A 16,814-nucleotide genomic window follows, 5' to 3' on the forward strand; every position below is an offset into this window, starting at 1 on the left:
ATTAAGCGCCCCGTCGAATGGTGAAAGTTTGCAACTCAGATGGCTTTCAGCGTGCCCTTGGGCAGGGTGGCGGCGATGGCCACTTTCTGAATCTTCAGCTCTACGGTGTCGGACACCTCGATCACCACGAAGTCATCGGAGACCTTCGAGACCTTGCCGGCGATGCCGCCACTGGTCACCACTTCATCACCCTTCTGCAGACTGCCGATCAGGTTCTTGTGCTCCTTGGCGCGCTTGGACTGCGGGCGCCAGATCATCAGGTAGAAGATGACCAGAAAGCCAACCAGGAACACCCACTCGAAACCGGTGCCCGCAGGACCCGCAGGGGCAGCCGTTTCTGCATATGCAGCAGGGATCAAAAAGCTCATTTAACACTCCTGTTTAAAAGTTCTCGTACACACTGATTTTCAGTCCAGCGGCGGCGTCGGCAGGCCGCGCCGGGCATAGAAGGCATCGACAAAGGCGGCCAATGTACCCTGTTGAATAGCCCCGCGCAAACCAGCCATCAAGCGCTGATAGTGACGTAAGTTGTGGATTGTATTGAGCATGCTGCCGAGCATTTCGCCGCACTTGTCCAGATGATGCAGGTAGGCGCGGGAGAAGTGTTTGCAGGTGTAACAATCACAGCTCGGATCCAGCGCCGAGTCGTCATGCTTGTGTACCGCATTGCGAATCTTCAGCACCCCGGTCTCGACGAACAGATGGCCGTTGCGCGCGTTGCGTGTGGGCATCACGCAGTCGAACATGTCCACGCCACGACGCACCCCCTCGACCAGGTCCTCCGGCTTGCCGACGCCCATCAGGTAGCGCGGCTTGTCGACCGGCAACTGGGCGGGCAAATAGTCCAGCACGCGGATCATCTCCTCTTTCGGCTCACCGACCGACAAGCCGCCGATCGCCAGGCCATCGAAGCCGATTTCGCTCAAGCCCTCCAGCGAACGCATACGCAGCTCTTCATGCATGCCGCCCTGGACGATGCCGAACAGCGCCGCACTGTTGTCGCCGTGCGCCTCCTTCGAGCGCTTGGCCCAGCGCAGCGACAGCTCCATGGAGCGCTTGGCCACATCGAATTCGGCCGGATAGGGCGTGCACTCATCGAAGATCATCACGATGTCCGAGCCCAGGTCGCGCTGCACCTGCATCGACTCCTCCGGCCCCATGAACACCTTGGCGCCATCGACCGGCGAGGCGAAGTAGACGCCCTCCTCCTTGATCTTGCGCATGGCCCCCAGACTGAACACCTGGAAGCCGCCCGAGTCGGTGAGAATCGGCCCCTGCCACTGCATGAAATCGTGCAGGTCGCCATGGCGCTTGATCACCTCGGTGCCCGGACGCAACCAGAGATGGAAGGTATTGCCGAGAATGATCTGCGCGCCGATCGCCTCGATGTCGCGCGGCAGCATGCCCTTGACCGTGCCGTAAGTACCCACCGGCATGAACGCCGGTGTCTCCACCACACCGCGCGGAAAGGTCAGACGGCCACGGCGCGCCTTGCCATCGGTCGCCAGCAATTCGAAAGACATGCGACAGGTGCGCGTCATACTTGATCCTCGGGTCCGCGCGGCGCGGGATTGCGGGTGATGAACATGGCATCACCGTAACTGAAGAAGCGATAGGCCTCGGCGACTGCACTCTGGTACGCCGCCATGGTTTCCGGATAACCGGCGAAGGCCGACACCAGCATCAGCAGGGTCGACTCCGGCAGGTGAAAATTGGTGACCAGGGCATCGACCACGTGGAACGGCCGCCCCGGGTAGATGAAGATCGCCGTGTCGCCAGTGAACGGCTTGAGCACCCCGTCGCGCGCCGCAGTCTCCAGCGAGCGCACGCTGGTGGTGCCCACCGCGATCACCCGGCCGCCGCGCGCACGACAGGCCGCGACGGCGTCGACCACATCCTGGCCGACCTCCAGCCATTCGCTGTGCATGTGGTGATCCTCGATGCGCTCCACCCGCACCGGCTGGAAGGTGCCGGCACCCACATGCAGGGTCACAAAGCTCGTCTCGACGCCCATCTCGGCAATGGCGGCGAGCATGCCCTGATCGAAATGCAGGCCGGCGGTCGGCGCCGCCACCGCGCCGGCACGCGCCGCATAGACGGTCTGGTAGCGCTCGCGATCGGCCGCCTCGTCCGGGCGATCGATATAGGGCGGCAGCGGCATGTGGCCGATGCGCTCGAGCAGCGGCAGCACCTCTTCGGCGAACTGCAGCTCGAACAGCGCATCGTGGCGCGCCAGCATCTGCGCCTCGCCGCCGCCATCGAGGGCGATGGTCGAACCCGGCTTGGGCGACTTGCTCGAACGCACGTGGGCAAGTACCCGATGGGTGTCCAGCACGCGCTCGACCAGCACCTCCAGCCGGCCGCCGGAAGCCTTCTGGCCAAACAGCCGCGCGGGAATGACGCGGGTATTGTTGAACACCATCAGGTCGCCCGGACGCAGGTACTCGAGCAGGTCGGAGAACTGGCGGTGGCCCAGCGCGCCAGTGGGACCATCAAGCGTCAACAAGCGGCTGGCACGCCGTTCGGCCAGCGGATGCCGGGCTATCAGGGATTCGGGCAGATCAAAGTGGAAGTCGGCAACGCGCATGGTGAAAAGAGGGTCGTCTCGCAGGGCGGCAAAGCTTACCGGATATCACTCATTCTGGCCACGCAAGTGGATTGACCCCGGGCAACCACCTCCCTATACTGCGCCGCCATTGTGCCCCGGTGGCGGAACCGGTAGACGCGGCGGATTCAAAATCCGTTGCCGCAAGGCGTGGGAGTTCGAGTCTCCCCCGGGGCACCATGTATCTCCTCAGCCGCTTTATTCATAGCGGCCACGCAGCGCGCAACATCCCTCGCAGCATCAAGCTCAGCCCCCTATAAACCACCCGCGAACCAGCCTCGATTAAGGCTTAAGTCTCAGGCCGCCCAGGGGTTGGCATTTGCGCTGGAGTTAGCGTAGAGTGACCCAACTGTGTTTGCATGGGTCGCCGTGAATCGTGACCTGGTGCAGTAGATCCCTTCAGATCCGCTACATCCCGCTCGACTTCTATTACTCTTTGCAACCAGTCTCAGTCCTCCATCTTTAGGAGGCTGTCATCAACTCTAGTTTCAAGGAAATAAGACATGTCGAATCGTCAGAACGGTACCGTCAAGTGGTTTAACGACGAGAAAGGTTTTGGTTTTATCACTCCCGAAAGCGGTCCGGATCTGTTCGTGCACTTCCGCGCGATCGAAGGCAACGGCTTCAAGAGCCTGAAAGAAGGCCAGAAGGTCAGCTTCATCGCCGTACAAGGTCAAAAAGGTATGCAGGCTGATCAGGTTCAGATCCTGGACTAAGCGTCGCCGCCTTGAAAAACCCCTGATGGTGACATCAGGGGTTTTTTTATGCTCACGAATGCATGGCCGCGCCATCCAGACGCAGCCCTCACCCGCACACCGAGTCCCGCATGCCGAAACACTTACTGCGCCCGCAGGGTGACTTCCCTGCCGCCGGCCTGATTCGCCGCCTTGCCGCCATGTTCTACGACGCCCTGCTGTGCATCGCCCTGCTGATCGTCGTGACCTTCATCTACAAGCTGGTCCTCATGGGCTTCTATGGCGAGCAGCAACTCAGGCAGATGTCCGACGCCGGCGCACTGGACGGCGACCCCGTGCTGTCGACCCTGCTGTTCTTCTGCCTGTTCGGTTTCTTTGCCAAGTTCTGGACCCACAATGGCCAGACCCTAGGCATGCAGGTATGGGGCATTCGCATCCAGAATACCGATGGCAGCGCCATCGACCTGTGGCAGGCGCTGCTGCGTTTTATCGTCGCCATCGCATCCTGGCTATGCCTGGGCCTGGGTTTCCTGTGGGTCCTCTGGGACAAGGACAAGCGCAGTTGGCACGATATCTACTCCGACAGCCGCACCGTGCAGCTGCCGAAGAACGTGCACAAGAAATAGCCGGGCCGGCGCCGCAGCGGCACTCAGCCGGCGCGGCGCAACAACCAGCCCCCGGCTCCGGCGCAGACCGCTGCCGGAATCAGCACGGCGAACAGCGGCGAGAAGCCGAAGACCAGGCTCGACGGACCGAGCAGGTCCTGGGCGATACGGAACGTGAACCCGACCAGCACGCCAGTGAACACCCGCTGGCCCAGGGTCACCGAACGCAGCGGGCCGAAGATGAAGGAAATAGCCATCAGCACCAGGGCCGCCGTGACCAGCGGCTGCAGCACCTTGGTCCAGAACGCCAGCCAGTACTGGCCATTGTTCAAGCCCTGCTCGCCCAGGTACTGGATGTAGCGCCACAGCCCTGTCACCGAGAGCGCCTCGGGCTCGAGCACCACGGTACTCAACAACTGCGGATTCAATTCGACATCCCAGCGCTCGCTGGGCGTCTCGACCACCTCGGTGCTGCGCTCATGAAACGCCGTGGTCGCCACCTCTTCCAGCTGCCAGTGGTCGCCCTGGAACAAGGCGCGACGAGCGAAGCTGGCCGACAGCAGGCGGCGCTGATCATCGAAATGGTAACGGGTCACCCCGTACAGCACGCCATTGGGCTGTACCGCGTTGATGTGCACGAACTCCTCGCCCTGACGGTGCCACAGGCCGCGCTTGGCGCTCTGCGCCGCGCCCCCGCCCTGCGCCATGGCGCGATTGGCCTGGGCCAGGTTCTCGCTCCAGGGCGCCAGGTACTCGCCGATCAGGATGCCGACCAGCATCAATACCAGCATCGGCTTCATCACCGCCCAGACGATACGCCCGATCGACACGCCGGCGGCGCGAATCACCGTCAATTCACTGCTGCTGGCCAGACTGCCGAGGCCGATCAGGCAACCGATCAGGGCAGCCATCGGCAGCATCTCGTAGACCCGGCTCGGCAACGTCAGGAACACATACCAGGCCGCCTCCTGCAAACCGTAGCCACCCTCGACATCACCCAGCTCGTCGATAAAGGCGAACAGCAAGGACAAGCCGACGATGATCCCCAGCACGCTGAGGATCGAGAAAAATACCTGGGTTCCTATGTAGCGATCCAATCTAACCACGCGCCACCTCCTTCGCTACCTGCCGCCGCGCCCACCTCAGGCGCAACGGTTCCCAATACAGCAGCGCCAGGCCAATCAGGACGAACACGCCGTGCACCCACCAGAGCCCAAGCGCCGGCGGAATCTTGCCCTTGTCGATCTGCCCGCGCGCCGCGATCAGCAACCCGAGGTAGGCCATGTACAGCAGAATCGCCGGCAACAGCTTGAGGAATCGCCCCTGCCGCGGATTGACCCGCGACAGCGGCACCGCCAGCAGGGTGATCACGAAGACCAGCAGCGGCAGCGACAGGCGCCACTGCAGCTCGGATTGCAAGCGCAGCTTGTCGCTGCCGATCAGCTCGCGGGTCGCAATCGCCTCGCGCTCGCTGATTTCGGCGCTGACCGCCGGCTTGGGCAGGAGCACGCCGTAGGTGTCGTACTGGATCGCCCGATAGTCCGCCTCACCAGGGTTGCCGTCGTAGCGATAGCCGTTTTCCAGAATCAGGTAGCGGCTGCCGTCGGCCTGGATTTCCTGACGCCCGTTTTGCGCCACCAGCACGGTGATGCCGCGCTCCTTGCCGCCCTCCCGGGAAAAGCGCTTCTCGGAAATGAACACACCGCCCAGCTCACTGCGGTCCTTTGACAGCGCCTCGCTGTAGGTGACCCGCGAACCGTCCTTCATGGCCTGGAAGCGTCCCGGCACCAGGGTATCGAATTCGGTCAGGGCATCCTGCTCGTTGAGAATGCGCATCTGCTCGGTGACGCCCTGGGGCGCCAACCCCAGGCTCAACCAGGCCACCAGCAGCGCCACCAGCAGGGCCGGCATCAGGCTGTAGGCCATCAGCCGCTGCTGGCTCATGCCGGTGGCCGTCAGCACGGTCATCTCGCTGTCCAGGTAGAGCCGCCCGTAGGCCAGCAGAATGCCGAGGAACAGCCCCAGCGGCAGAATCAACTGAAGAAAGCCGGGCAGGCGAAAGCCCATGATCAAGAACAGCACCCCCGGATCCAGCGCCCCCTGCGCCGCCTGCGCCAGGTACTTGATGAATCGGCCACTCATAATGATCACCAGCAGCACGGCGCTCACCGCACTCAAGGTCACCAGCACTTCACGAGACAAATAACGGAAGACGATCAAACCAGACACTCCAGGGTTGTCAGGCTCAGGCGGCTACACGCAAACTAACCGCACTGCTTGCCGGCTCGCGCAAAGACGAACCATCGAAAAAATGACCGGCATTATCCTGCAATACCGACTCCTTGTCTTGGGGACACCATCGCCATGGAATTTCTTGTCAAAAGCGTACGCCCGGAAACCCTGAAAACCGCCACCCTGGTCATCGCCATCGGCGAAGGGCGCAAGCTCGGCGAAACGGCGAAAGCCATTGACGAGGCCAGCGGCGGCGCCATCGGCTCGCTGCTCAAGCGCGGCGACCTGGCCGGCAAGCTGGGCCAGACCCTGCTCGCCCACAACCTGCCGGGCCTCAAGGCCGAGCGCGTGCTGCTGGTCGGCAGCGGCAAGGATGCCGAATTGTCCGACCGGCAACTGCGCAAACTGGTCACCGCCGCCCACGGCGTGCTCAAGACCCTCGGCGGCGGCGATGCCGTGCTGGCCCTGGGCGATCTCCAGGTCAAGGACCGCGACGCCTATGGCAAGGCCCGCCTGATGGCAGAAAGCCTGGCCGACGGCGACTACCAGTTCGATCGTTTCAAGAGCCAGAAGGCCGAAACCCGCGCCCTGAAGAAACTCACCCTGATTACCGACAAGGCCAGCCAGGCGGATGTCGAGCGCGCCGCCCGGCATGCCCAGGCGATTGCCGCAGGCATGGCCTTCACCCGCGACCTCGGCAACCTGCCGCCGAATCTCTGCCACCCCAGCTACCTGGCCGAGGAGGCCAAGACCCTGGGCAAGGCGCACAAGAACCTCAAGGTCGAGATCCTCGACGAGAAGAAGCTCAAGGAGCTCGGCGCCGGCGCCTTCCTCGCGGTGGCCCAGGGCAGCGAGCAACCACCGCGGATGATCGTGCTCAACTACCAGGGCGGCAAGAAGACCGAGAAACCCTTCGTCCTGGTGGGCAAGGGCATCACCTTCGACACCGGCGGCATCAGCATCAAGCCGGCCGCCGGCATGGACGAGATGAAGTACGACATGTGCGGCGCCGCCAGCGTGTTCGGCACCCTCAAGGCCGTACTGGAGCTGCAGCTGCCGATCAACCTGGTGTGCCTGCTGGCCTGCGCCGAGAACATGCCCAGCGGCCGCGCCACTCGCCCCGGTGACATCGTCACCAGCATGAGCGGGCAGACCGTGGAGATCCTCAACACCGACGCCGAAGGCCGCCTGGTGCTGTGCGACACCCTGACCTATGCCGAGCGCTTCAAGCCGCAGGCGGTGATCGACATCGCCACCCTCACCGGCGCCTGCATCGTCGCCCTGGGCGCCAACACCTCCGGCCTGATGGGCAACAACGAGGAACTGGTGCAACAGCTGCTCGCCGCCGGCCAGCGCGCCGACGACCGGGCCTGGCAGCTGCCGCTGTTCGACGACTACCAGGAGCAGCTGGACAGCCCCTTCGCCGACATCGCCAACATCGGCGGCCCCAAGGCCGGCACCATCACCGCCGGCTGCTTCCTCTCGCGCTTCGCCAAGAAGTACCACTGGGCCCACCTGGACATCGCCGGCACCGCCTGGATCAGCGGCGGCAAGGAGAAAGGCGCCACCGGCCGCCCGGTGCCGTTGCTGACCCAGTACCTGCTCGATCGCAGCCAGGCCTGATACCCCCGCCGGCACCAGGGGTCCTGGCGAGCAGCGCTCATCCAGGCCCCCTTCACCCAGAGCCCCGCTCATGAACAGCCCATGCCCCGAATAGAGTTCTACGTCCTCTCCTCCGCCAGGCCGGCGGAGCGCCTGCGCGCCGCCTGCCAACTGGCCGGCAAGGCCTGGCGTGCCGGCCTGCCGGTGTTCCTGCGCGCAGCCGACCAGGCCCAATGCGAGGAACTCGACAGCCTGCTATGGCACTACAAGAGCGAAAGCTTCGTGCCGCACAGCCTGCTTCAGGACGACCCGCGCGCGCCTGTGGTGATAGGCCTGAATGAACAGCCGCAGACCCAGCAGGGCGTACTGATCAACCTCAGCCCGACCCTCTCGCCCTTCGTCGACCACTTCAGCCGGGTCATCGAGATCGTCAATCAGGAGCCCGACCTGCTGACCGCCTGCCGGGAGAATTTCCGTAGTTACCGTCAACGCGGCTATGATCCAAAACGAGTCGAACTCTAGTTGCACGCCATGGACAATCCCAAACCCGGGCACAAGCCCACCCAACTGCTGCACGACCTGGAGTCGATCCGCTCGCTGCTGGGCGAGGAAAATGCCGACCCGCCCCTGCTGACCGACTCGATCGACCCCCAGAGCATCCCCCTGCTGTCGGACGTCGTCCCCGCCGAGCCGCAACCTGAGCCTGCACCTGCACCTGCACCTGCACCTGCACCTGCACCTGCACCTGCAGAGGGTGGCGCGAGCCCGGCTCCCGCTCGGCCAGCGCCTGCCGCGGCCTCGCCGTTGCGCGCACAGGTGGAGCAGGCGGGTCGGCGCAGCACCGACAACCTTCGGCGCCTGGACAGCGAGCTGCGCGCGGCCGCCGAACTGATCCTGCAGGACGTCATCGACGACTTCGTGCCGCAGATCGAGGCCGAACTCAAGCGTCGCCTGGAAGCCCGCCTGAGCCGCTTGCTGCCACCGCGGCGCAACTGACCCGGGCGCGGGCGCGCCGCCGACCGGCTTCGCGCGCTCGGCCTTACACGCCAGGCGCCATCCCCGTTATACTTGCCGGCTTTTCCGATCAGCCGTCAAAAGGGTCCCGCCGCGCATGGACAAGACCTACCAGCCGCACGCCATTGAAACCGCCCTGTACGAGAACTGGGAGGCGAACAACTACTTCGCCCCGCAGGGTTCGGGCGAGCCCTACTGCATCATGATCCCGCCGCCGAACGTCACCGGCAGCCTGCACATGGGCCATGGCTTCAACAACTCGATCATGGACGCGCTGATCCGCTTCCGCCGCATGCAGGGCCGCAACACCCTGTGGCAGCCGGGCACCGACCACGCGGGCATCGCCACCCAGATGGTGGTCGAACGCCAGCTGGCCGCCGACGGCATCAGCCGCCACGACTTGGGCCGCGATAAGTTCCTGGAGAAGGTCTGGGAGTGGAAGGAACAGTCCGGCGGCACCATCACCCGGCAGATCCGCCGCCTCGGCTCATCGGTGGACTGGTCGCGCGAGCGCTTCACCATGGACGAGGGCCTCTCCGAGGCGGTCAAGGAAGCCTTCGTGCGCCTGCATGAAGACGGTCTGATCTACCGCGGCAAGCGCCTGGTCAACTGGGACACCAAGTTCCACACCGCCATCTCCGACCTCGAGGTGGAGAGCCACGACGAGAAGGGCAGCCTCTGGCACCTGCGCTACCCGCTGGCCGACGGCCACAAGACCGCCGACGGCAAGGACTACCTGATCGTCGCCACCACCCGCCCGGAAACCATGCTCGGCGACGCCGCCGTCGCCGTGCACCCGCAGGACGAGCGCTACCAGGCGCTGATCGGCAGCTTCGTCGAACTACCCCTGGTCGGCCGCCGAATCCCCATCGTCGGCGACGACTACTGCGACCCCGAATTCGGCACCGGCTGCGTGAAGATCACCCCGGCCCACGACTTCAACGACTATGAAGTGGGCAAGCGCCATAACCTGCCGCTGATCAACATCTTCGACAAGAATGCCGCGGTGCTGGCCAGCGCCCAGGTGTTCAACATCGACGGCAGCGTCAACGCCGAGGTCGACGCCAGCCTGCCCGCCGCCTACGCCGGCCTCGACCGCTTCGAGGCACGCAAGCAGATCGTCGCCGCCTTCGAGGCCGCAGGCCTGCTGGAGAAGATCGACGAGCACGCGCTCAAGGTGCCCAAGGGCGACCGCTCCGGCACCGTGATCGAGCCCTGGCTGACCGACCAGTGGTACGTGTCGACCAAGCCGCTGGCCGAGCCGGCGATCAAGGCCGTGGAAGACGGCGCCATCCAGTTCGTGCCCAAGCAGTACGAGAACATGTACTTCTCCTGGATGCGTGACATCCAGGACTGGTGCATCAGCCGCCAGCTGTGGTGGGGCCACCGCATCCCGGCCTGGTACGACGAGGCCGGCAACGTCTATGTCGGCCGCGACGAGACCGAGGTGCGGGCCAAGCACCAGCTCGGTGACATCGCCCTGCGCCAGGACGAAGACGTGCTGGACACCTGGTTCAGCTCGGGCCTGTGGACCTTCTCCACCCTCGGCTGGCCGCAGCAGACCGAAGCGCTGAAGACGTTCCACCCCACGGATGTGCTGGTCACCGGCTTCGACATCATCTTCTTCTGGGTCGCACGGATGATCATGCTGACCCTGCACCTGGTGAAGAACGCCGACGGCAGCGCCCAGGTCCCGTTCAAGACCGTCTACGTCCACGGCCTGGTGCGCGACAGCCAGGGCCACAAGATGTCCAAGTCCAAGGGCAACGTGCTCGACCCGCTGGACATCGTCGACGGTATCGATCTGGAAGCCCTGGTGGCCAAGCGCACCAGCGGCATGATGCAGCCCAAGCTGGCCGAGAAGATCGCCAAGCAGACCCGCGCCGAATTCCCCGAGGGCATCGCCGCCTACGGCACCGACGCCCTGCGTTTCACCAACCTGGCCCTGGCCTCCACCGGCCGCGACATCAAGTTCGACATGGGCCGGGTCGAGGGCTACCGCAACTTCTGCAACAAGATCTGGAACGCCGCCAACTTCGTCATCGAAAACACCGATGGCCAGGACACCGGCGTAGGCGGCGAGCCCGTGGAGCTGTCTTCGGTGGACCGCTGGATCATCTCCGCCCTGCAGCGCACCGAAGCCGAAGTCACCCGCCAGCTCGACGCCTTCCGCTTCGACCTGGCGGCTCAGGCCCTCTACGAGTTCATCTGGGACGAGTACTGCGCCTGGTACCTGGAACTGGTCAAGCCGGTGCTGTGGGACGAGAACGCGCCGATCGAGCGCCAGCGCGGCACCCGCCGCACCCTGGTGCGCGTGCTGGAAGTGGCGCTGCGCCTGGCCCATCCGTTCATGCCCTTCATCACCGAAGAGATCTGGCAGCGGATCAAGGGCGCCGCCGGCGCCAGCGGCGAGACCCTGATGCTGCAGCCCTGGCCGGTGGCCAACGAGGCGCGCATCGATGCCGCCGCCGAAGGCGACATCGAGTGGGTCAAGGCGCTGATGCTCGGCCTGCGGCAGATCCGTGGCGAGATGAAGATCTCCATGGCCAAGCGCATCGACATCATCCTCAAGAACGCCAGCGACGAAGACCAGCGCCGCCTGGCCGACAACCTGCCGCTGCTGAACAAGCTGGCCAAGCTCGAATCCGTGCGGGTGCTGAAGGCCGGTGAACAAGCGCCGATGTCGGCCACCACCCTGGTCGGCGAGATGGAAGTGCTGGTGCCGATGGCCGGACTGATCGACAAGAACGCCGAGCTGGCGCGCCTGGACAAGGAGATCGCCCGCCTGGACGGCGAAGTCAAGCGCGTCGGCGGTAAGCTGAGCAATCAAGGCTTCGTCGCCAAGGCCCCGGCCGAGGTACTGGACAAGGAGCGGGCCAAGCTGGCCGAGGCCGAACAGGCCCTGGCCAAGCTGGCCGAGCAGCGCGAACGGATCGCCGCGCTGTAAGCCGCAGAAAAGCCCGTTGTCGCAAGACCGCGGGCTTTTTTTTGTCCGCCGCACCGGGCGCTTCACGGCCCCCGCCGAATCACCGAAGCGCCTTGCACAGGGCCCTCTTGCCGGCCGTCAAGGCACTGCGACATAAGGTCCCGAAAGGCGGCTCCTTTTGGCTCCGCGCTTTTCTCCGACCTGATTCTTGTGCATTCTGCCGCTCACCATTTTCCTGGCTGCTTACAACTCTAAAACCCAAAGCTTAAAACTGGAAACCTCGCCTATGATCGCTTACGTACTCATGGCACTGGTATTCGTGCTCGGATATCTGTGCATCGCCCTCGAACATCCGCTGAAGATCGACAAGGCCGCCACGGCGATTCTCACCGCCGTGATCTGCTGGACGGTGCTGGTGATGGGAGCCGACAGCATCCTGCCGATGATCGGCCATGGCACTTCCGGCGCCTTCGACAATGCCCACCACGCGATCACAGAACTGCGCCATCACCTGGGTGAAGTGTCGGAAATCCTGTTCTTCCTGATGGGCGCCATGACCATCGTCGAGCTGATCGACGCCCACGAAGGCTTCAAGGTCATCACCGACCGCATCCGCACCAACAAGCGCGTGCACCTGCTGTGGATGGTCGGTTTCATCACCTTCTTCCTCTCCGCCGCACTGGACAACCTGACCACCACCATCGTCATGGTTTCCCTGCTGCGCAAGCTGATCAAGGAACAGCACGAACGCTGGTTTTTCATCGGCATCGTGGTGGTCGCCGCCAACGCCGGCGGCGCCTGGTCGCCGATCGGTGACGTGACCACCACCATGCTGTGGATCGGCAATCAGATCACCGCCAGCGGCATCGTCGCCCAGCTGTTCATTCCCAGCCTGGTCTGCCTGCTGGTCCCGCTGTTCATCCTCAGCCTGACTATGAAGGGCGAGTTCGAGCGCCCGGTGGTCAAGCCGACCAAGGAAGAACGCCGCGACCCGACCACCCCGTTCGAACGCAACCTGGTGTTCATCCTCGGCATCGGCGCCCTGGTGTTCGTGCCGGTGTTCAAGACCATCACCCACCTGCCGCCCTACATGGGCATCATGTTCGGCCTGGGCATCCTCTGGGTGGTCACCGAGGTGCTGCACCGCGGCAAGAACGAAGAAGACAAGCACCCGCTGTCGGTCGTCGGCGTGCTGCGCAAGATCGACACCACCAGCGTGCTGTTCTTCCTTGGCATCCTGCTCGCCGTGTCCAGCCTGGCCACCGCCGGCCACCTGACCCAGGTCGCCACCCTGCTCAAGGACAGCCTGGGCAACGTCTTCACCATCAACATTGCCATCGGCCTGCTGTCTTCGGTGGTCGACAACGTGCCGCTGGTGGCCGGTGCGATGAAGATGTACCCGCTGGTCAGCCCGGAGGCCCTGGGCCTGGCACTGCCCGGTACAGAGAGCAACTGGCTGGGTAATTTCGTGGTCAACGGCACCTTCTGGGAGCTGCTGGCCTATTGTGCCGGTACCGGTGGCAGCTGCCTGATCATCGGTTCGGCGGCCGGCGTGGCCGCCATGGGCATGGAGAAGATCAACTTCATCTGGTACCTGAAGAAGATCAGCTGGCTGGCTCTGATTGGCTACCTGTCCGGTGCGGCGACCTATATCGCCCTCGCCACCCTGGTCTGACCCGAACGCCGGGTGCTCTGGCGCACCCGGCCCTTGCACAGGAGCGTCAGACGATGGACGTCAGCAAGACCAAGACCAGCTTCTACCGGCGCCTCTATGTGGCCTGGCTGATCGACAGTGGCAATGCCTGCAACGTGCCGGCACTGATGCAGGCCACCGGCATGCCGCGGCGAACCGCCCAGGATACCCTGGCCGCCCTGGCCGACCTGGATATCGACTGCGCCTTCGTCCAGGAAGCTGGTGAACGCAACAACGCCGGGCACTACGCTATCCGTGACTGGGGTGCGATCGATCCTCGCTGGATAGTTGCGCATCTCGACCAGATCAAGGCCGTACTGGGCTACCCCTGACCTGCGAGGCGCCATGCGCAGCTCCCACCGACTGCTCTGGGTGATTGGCTTTCTCCTCGGCCTGTTCGTGCTGTTCGAGGCCCTGGGCATTCGCGCGCAGTTCAGCCTGGAGTCCCTGCAGGCGCTGATCCTGATGCACCCGGCCATCGGCCTGCTGGCCTTCATCGCGCTGTTCGCCCTGGGCAACCTGATCCAGATCCCCGGCTGGATCTTCCTCGCGGCGGCGGTGCTGGCGCTGGGCCGTGTCTACGGTGGCATCGTCACCTACCTGGCCGCCTGCGCCTCCTGCGTGTTCACCTTCATCGCCATCCGCAGCCTGGGTGGCAATGCCCTGCGCGAACTGGACAGCCGTCTGGCCCAGCGCCTGCTGGCCGGCCTCGACCGTCACCCCCTGGGCAGCATCATCGCTCTGCGCCTGCTGTTCCAGACCGTACCGGCGCTGAACTACACCCTGGCCCTGAGCGGCGTACGCTTTCGCCACTACCTGCTCGGCACCCTGCTCGGCCTGCCGCTGCCGATCGCCTTGTACTGCCTGTTTTTCGATTATCTGGCAATGTGGCTGAATATCACCTAGCCAGGACCGGCTGCTTGTGAATAATGCCCCGGTCCCTCGCCGCCCACCCGGATTGCCATGCCTCGCCGACCGTCACGTCCCGCTCCCGCTCCCGCTCCCGCTCCCGCCAAGCCTGCCGCGCCAGCTGAAAAGGGCCAGTTGCATCCGCGCAACCGCCATCAGGGCCGCTATGACTTCCCCGCGCTGATCAAGTGCAGCCCGGAACTGGGCGCCTTCGTGATCACCAATCCCTATGGCAAGCCGAGCATCGACTTCGCCGACCCCGCGGCGGTCAAGGTGTTCAATCGCGCCCTGCTCAAGCAGCACTACGGTATCGAGCACTGGGACATTCCGGCGGACTACCTGTGCCCGCCCATTCCCGGCCGCGCCGACTACCTGCATTACCTGGCCGACCTGCTGGCCGACGACAATGGCGGCGAGGTGCCCCGTGGCGCAGACGTTCGTGTGCTGGATATCGGCGTCGGCGCCAACTGCATCTACCCGCTGCTGGGCCACCGCGAATACGGCTGGTGCTTCCTCGGCGCGGACATCGCCACCAACGCCCTCGCCTCGGCCAAGGCCATCGTCCAGGCCAACCGGCTCGAGGCGGCCATAGCGCTGCGCCAACAGGGCGACGCCCTGCATATCTTCCAGGGCCTGCTGCAGGCCGACGAACGCTTCGACCTGAGCCTGTGCAATCCGCCATTCCATGCCTCGGCCGAGGAGGCGACCAGCGGCAGCAAGCGCAAGTGGCGCAACCTGGGCAAGCTCGACCCCAAGCGCAAGCTGCCGCTGCTCAATTTCGGCGGCCAGGCGGCGGAGCTCTGGTGCCAGGGCGGTGAGGCGGCCTTCGTCGCCCGCCTGATCAAGGAAAGCGCCCAGCAGGCGCAGCAGGTGCTCTGGTTCAGCAGCCTGATCTCCAAGGCCGCCAACCTGCCCGGCGTCTACGCCGCCCTGACGCGGGCCGGCGCCCTGGAAGTGCGCACCGTCGAGATGGCCCAGGGTCAGAAGCAGAGCCGCTTCGTCGCCTGGACCTTCCTCAGCGCCGAGCAGCGCCAGGCCTGGCGCAACAGCCGCTGGCGCTAGCGACCAACGACCCTACTCGACCAACTCGAACAGGGCGACGTTGCCGCTCTTCTCCAGGGCGCTGATGAGGAAGTGCCGGCCTTCGTGCTCGACATGAGCCAGACCTTCCGGCGCCAGCTTGCCCGTACCGGCACCCGCACCGGCGCCCAGCACCTGCAACACCCTGGGTTGGCTCGGTTCGGTTAGGTCGATCAGGGCCAGGGCATCGGCACGCTCCAGGCTGGCCACCGCCAGATGCCGGCCGAAGGCGTCGAAGGCCACCACGCCTTCGGGTTCGCTGCCCTTGTTCGGGCTGCGCGCGTCCGGATAGACCCCGGCGGCGGCGGCCATGTCGTCCAGCTGGCTGCCGGTATCGCCGAGCAGCGTGCCACTCATGGCATCGAACACGCTGACGGTACGGCCGCCGCCCACCGGGAAGCCGGCCTTGGTCTTGGACGCCTTGGGATCGGTGTCGCCCTCGTCGGCGGTCAGCAGGTAACGACCGTCAGGGCTGACACTGATGCCATCGGGTTCGCGCAGGGCGATCAGCTCGGCGCGCGGTGCGTACTGGCCGTCCTCGACCAGATCCGCCGCATGGCGGACCACGCCGAGGCCGAAAACCTTGTCCAGCTTGCCCTGCAGCACATCGACCACGGCCATGGCGTTGTTTTCCTGCAGGCTGACGTAGGCGCGCTTGCCGTCCGGGCTGAACGCCACGTACTCGGGCTCGATATGCTCGGGGCTGGTGCCGAACGGGACCTTCAGCTCCACCCCGTCGATCTCGCGCTCCAGCAGGCGCTTGTCGGCATCCTGGGTCGCACCCTCGACCCCGGCCAGGTCCGGCAACGCGATCAGGCTGTGCCTGGCCTGGGCCAGCCCCTGGCGCAGGTCGATCAGGCTGATGGAGCCCTCGGCACTGCGAAAACCCTGGCCAGCGCGCACATAGCCTTCGCCTTCATTGGCCACCACGACGAAGTCGCCGTTCGGTGAAAACGCCAGGCTGTCCGGCCAGACACCGATGACCACACGCTTGAGCAGCTCGCCATCGGCAGCCGCGCGGAACTCGACGCGGCCATTCTTCTGGCCGTCGCTGTCGCGCACGGCCACGGCGAAGACGTCGGCGCTGGGATGGAACGCCACCGAGGTGATCTCCCCGACACCGGGGTCGAGCAGTCTGTGCCGAGCCAGGCGTTGCAGTCCGGCGGCCGGATCGAGTGCGAGCACATCGACCTGCCCTTGCTCGCTGTTGGACACCACCACGCGCAGGCTCGAGGCCTGCACACTGACGATCTCAGTACCGGCCGCATACCCGCTTCGATAGACCGACACGGGCTTGAGTTCGACGGCACAGGCCAGCGGGGCCAGGGCAAACAGGGCGCAAAGCGCGTAAGCAGGCGACATGGCAAACATCCTTATGAACAGACAGGCGGGATCAATCGCAACAGCTTGTCCGCAGCAGATGACCAGATGATGACGTGCCGCGCTGGCCGCC

At 64.8% G+C, this 16,814-nt stretch carries 16 protein-coding genes and 1 tRNA gene; 11 read left to right on the forward strand and 6 right to left on the reverse strand.

The window, feature by feature from the left end; genetic code table 11:
* Positions 1-35 precede the first annotated feature (35 nt).
* Genes yajC through queA form a run of 3 tightly spaced genes read right to left on the reverse strand, consistent with a single transcriptional unit; the run spans position 36 to position 2,587 of the window.
* Complete coding sequence (gene yajC, locus AB5S05_RS04270; RefSeq protein WP_369286221.1) at positions 36-368, reverse strand: preprotein translocase subunit YajC; 333 nt, start codon at positions 366-368, stop codon at positions 36-38.
* Between the two features lie 39 nt (positions 369-407).
* Positions 408-1,523: a tRNA guanosine(34) transglycosylase Tgt gene (tgt, locus tag AB5S05_RS04275; protein WP_369286347.1), complete on the reverse strand. Its 1,116-nt coding sequence runs from the start codon at positions 1,521-1,523 to the stop codon at positions 408-410.
* Between the two features lie 14 nt (positions 1,524-1,537).
* Positions 1,538-2,587, reverse strand: coding sequence for a tRNA preQ1(34) S-adenosylmethionine ribosyltransferase-isomerase QueA (queA, locus tag AB5S05_RS04280; protein ID WP_369286222.1), 1,050 nt, complete (start codon positions 2,585-2,587; stop codon positions 1,538-1,540).
* Positions 2,588-2,700: 113 nt separating this feature from the next.
* On the opposite strand from queA, the gene AB5S05_RS04285 reads away from it, so the two are divergent.
* The 3 genes from AB5S05_RS04285 (at position 2,701) to AB5S05_RS04295 (ending at position 3,926) form a co-directional block, all read left to right on the forward strand.
* Positions 2,701-2,785: transfer RNA gene (locus AB5S05_RS04285), tRNA-Leu, on the forward strand.
* Positions 2,786-3,108: 323 nt separating this feature from the next.
* Positions 3,109-3,321 carry a cold-shock protein gene (locus tag AB5S05_RS04290; RefSeq protein WP_369286223.1) on the forward strand — a complete coding sequence of 71 codons (213 nt, stop codon included), beginning with the start codon at positions 3,109-3,111 and terminating at the stop codon, positions 3,319-3,321.
* A gap of 110 nt (positions 3,322-3,431) precedes the next feature.
* On the forward strand, positions 3,432-3,926 hold the full coding sequence (locus AB5S05_RS04295; RefSeq protein WP_369286224.1) for an RDD family protein: 495 nt from the start codon (positions 3,432-3,434) through the stop codon (positions 3,924-3,926).
* A 23-nt stretch (positions 3,927-3,949) separates the two neighbouring features.
* Here AB5S05_RS04295 and lptG read toward each other — a convergent pair whose 3' ends face one another.
* Positions 3,950-5,011, reverse strand: a complete 1,062-nt coding sequence (gene lptG, locus AB5S05_RS04300; RefSeq protein WP_369286225.1) for an LPS export ABC transporter permease LptG — start codon at positions 5,009-5,011, stop codon at positions 3,950-3,952.
* Entirely contained in the window at positions 5,004-6,125 is a 1,122-nt protein-coding gene (lptF, locus tag AB5S05_RS04305; RefSeq protein ID WP_369286226.1) for an LPS export ABC transporter permease LptF, read from the reverse strand. The genes lptG and lptF overlap by 8 nt, the downstream gene beginning before the upstream one ends.
* A gap of 144 nt (positions 6,126-6,269) precedes the next feature.
* Between lptF and AB5S05_RS04310 the strand changes: the two genes are divergently transcribed.
* The 8 genes from AB5S05_RS04310 (at position 6,270) to rlmF (ending at position 15,343) form a co-directional block, all read left to right on the forward strand.
* Positions 6,270-7,760: a leucyl aminopeptidase gene (locus AB5S05_RS04310; RefSeq protein WP_369286227.1), complete on the forward strand. Its 1,491-nt coding sequence runs from the start codon at positions 6,270-6,272 to the stop codon at positions 7,758-7,760.
* Between the two features lie 81 nt (positions 7,761-7,841).
* Positions 7,842-8,261: a DNA polymerase III subunit chi gene (locus tag AB5S05_RS04315; RefSeq protein WP_369286228.1), complete on the forward strand. Its 420-nt coding sequence runs from the start codon at positions 7,842-7,844 to the stop codon at positions 8,259-8,261.
* 9 nt (positions 8,262-8,270) lie between these two features.
* Positions 8,271-8,735, forward strand: coding sequence for a DNA polymerase III subunit chi (locus AB5S05_RS04320; protein WP_369286229.1), 465 nt, complete (start codon positions 8,271-8,273; stop codon positions 8,733-8,735).
* A 115-nt stretch (positions 8,736-8,850) separates the two neighbouring features.
* The gene (locus AB5S05_RS04325; protein ID WP_369286230.1) at positions 8,851-11,700 is read left to right on the forward strand and encodes a valine--tRNA ligase; all 2,850 of its coding nucleotides are present in this window, start codon (positions 8,851-8,853) and stop codon (positions 11,698-11,700) included.
* 265 nt (positions 11,701-11,965) lie between these two features.
* Positions 11,966-13,354, forward strand: a complete 1,389-nt coding sequence (gene nhaD, locus AB5S05_RS04330; protein ID WP_369286231.1) for a sodium:proton antiporter NhaD — start codon at positions 11,966-11,968, stop codon at positions 13,352-13,354.
* Between the two features lie 53 nt (positions 13,355-13,407).
* A complete protein-coding gene (locus tag AB5S05_RS04335) occupies positions 13,408-13,704 on the forward strand; it encodes a winged helix-turn-helix domain-containing protein (RefSeq protein WP_369286232.1) in 297 nt (98 codons plus the stop codon).
* A gap of 13 nt (positions 13,705-13,717) precedes the next feature.
* A complete protein-coding gene (locus AB5S05_RS04340; RefSeq protein ID WP_369286233.1) occupies positions 13,718-14,278 on the forward strand; it encodes a VTT domain-containing protein in 561 nt (186 codons plus the stop codon).
* A 57-nt stretch (positions 14,279-14,335) separates the two neighbouring features.
* Entirely contained in the window at positions 14,336-15,343 is a 1,008-nt protein-coding gene (gene rlmF, locus AB5S05_RS04345) for a 23S rRNA (adenine(1618)-N(6))-methyltransferase RlmF (protein ID WP_369286234.1), read from the forward strand.
* Positions 15,344-15,355: 12 nt separating this feature from the next.
* Here the strand turns inward: rlmF and AB5S05_RS04350 are convergent, their stop codons facing one another.
* Positions 15,356-16,723 carry a choice-of-anchor I domain-containing protein gene (locus AB5S05_RS04350; protein ID WP_369286235.1) on the reverse strand — a complete coding sequence of 456 codons (1,368 nt, stop codon included), beginning with the start codon at positions 16,721-16,723 and terminating at the stop codon, positions 15,356-15,358.
* Positions 16,724-16,814 lie beyond the last annotated feature (91 nt).

Origin of the sequence: Pseudomonas zhanjiangensis, from assembly GCF_041027545.1 — a bacterium.
In the GTDB taxonomy this organism is placed as follows: Bacteria; Pseudomonadota; Gammaproteobacteria; order Pseudomonadales; family Pseudomonadaceae; genus Aquipseudomonas; species Aquipseudomonas zhanjiangensis.

Coding starts and splice junctions, on each gene's coding strand:
- AB5S05_RS04310 (WP_369286227.1), top strand. CDS start 6,270: ATGGAATTTCTTGTCAAAAGCGTACGCCCGGAAACCCTGAAAACCGCC.
- AB5S05_RS04335 (WP_369286232.1), top strand. CDS start 13,408: ATGGACGTCAGCAAGACCAAGACCAGCTTCTACCGGCGCCTCTATGTG.
- nhaD (WP_369286231.1), top strand. CDS start 11,966: ATGATCGCTTACGTACTCATGGCACTGGTATTCGTGCTCGGATATCTG.
- AB5S05_RS04325 (WP_369286230.1), top strand. CDS start 8,851: ATGGACAAGACCTACCAGCCGCACGCCATTGAAACCGCCCTGTACGAG.
- tgt (WP_369286347.1), bottom strand. CDS start 1,523: ATGTCTTTCGAATTGCTGGCGACCGATGGCAAGGCGCGCCGTGGCCGT.
- AB5S05_RS04295 (WP_369286224.1), top strand. CDS start 3,432: ATGCCGAAACACTTACTGCGCCCGCAGGGTGACTTCCCTGCCGCCGGC.
- yajC (WP_369286221.1), bottom strand. CDS start 368: ATGAGCTTTTTGATCCCTGCTGCATATGCAGAAACGGCTGCCCCTGCG.
- AB5S05_RS04340 (WP_369286233.1), top strand. CDS start 13,718: ATGCGCAGCTCCCACCGACTGCTCTGGGTGATTGGCTTTCTCCTCGGC.
- queA (WP_369286222.1), bottom strand. CDS start 2,587: ATGCGCGTTGCCGACTTCCACTTTGATCTGCCCGAATCCCTGATAGCC.
- rlmF (WP_369286234.1), top strand. CDS start 14,336: ATGCCTCGCCGACCGTCACGTCCCGCTCCCGCTCCCGCTCCCGCTCCC.
- AB5S05_RS04315 (WP_369286228.1), top strand. CDS start 7,842: ATGCCCCGAATAGAGTTCTACGTCCTCTCCTCCGCCAGGCCGGCGGAG.
- AB5S05_RS04320 (WP_369286229.1), top strand. CDS start 8,271: ATGGACAATCCCAAACCCGGGCACAAGCCCACCCAACTGCTGCACGAC.
- AB5S05_RS04290 (WP_369286223.1), top strand. CDS start 3,109: ATGTCGAATCGTCAGAACGGTACCGTCAAGTGGTTTAACGACGAGAAA.
- AB5S05_RS04350 (WP_369286235.1), bottom strand. CDS start 16,723: ATGTCGCCTGCTTACGCGCTTTGCGCCCTGTTTGCCCTGGCCCCGCTG.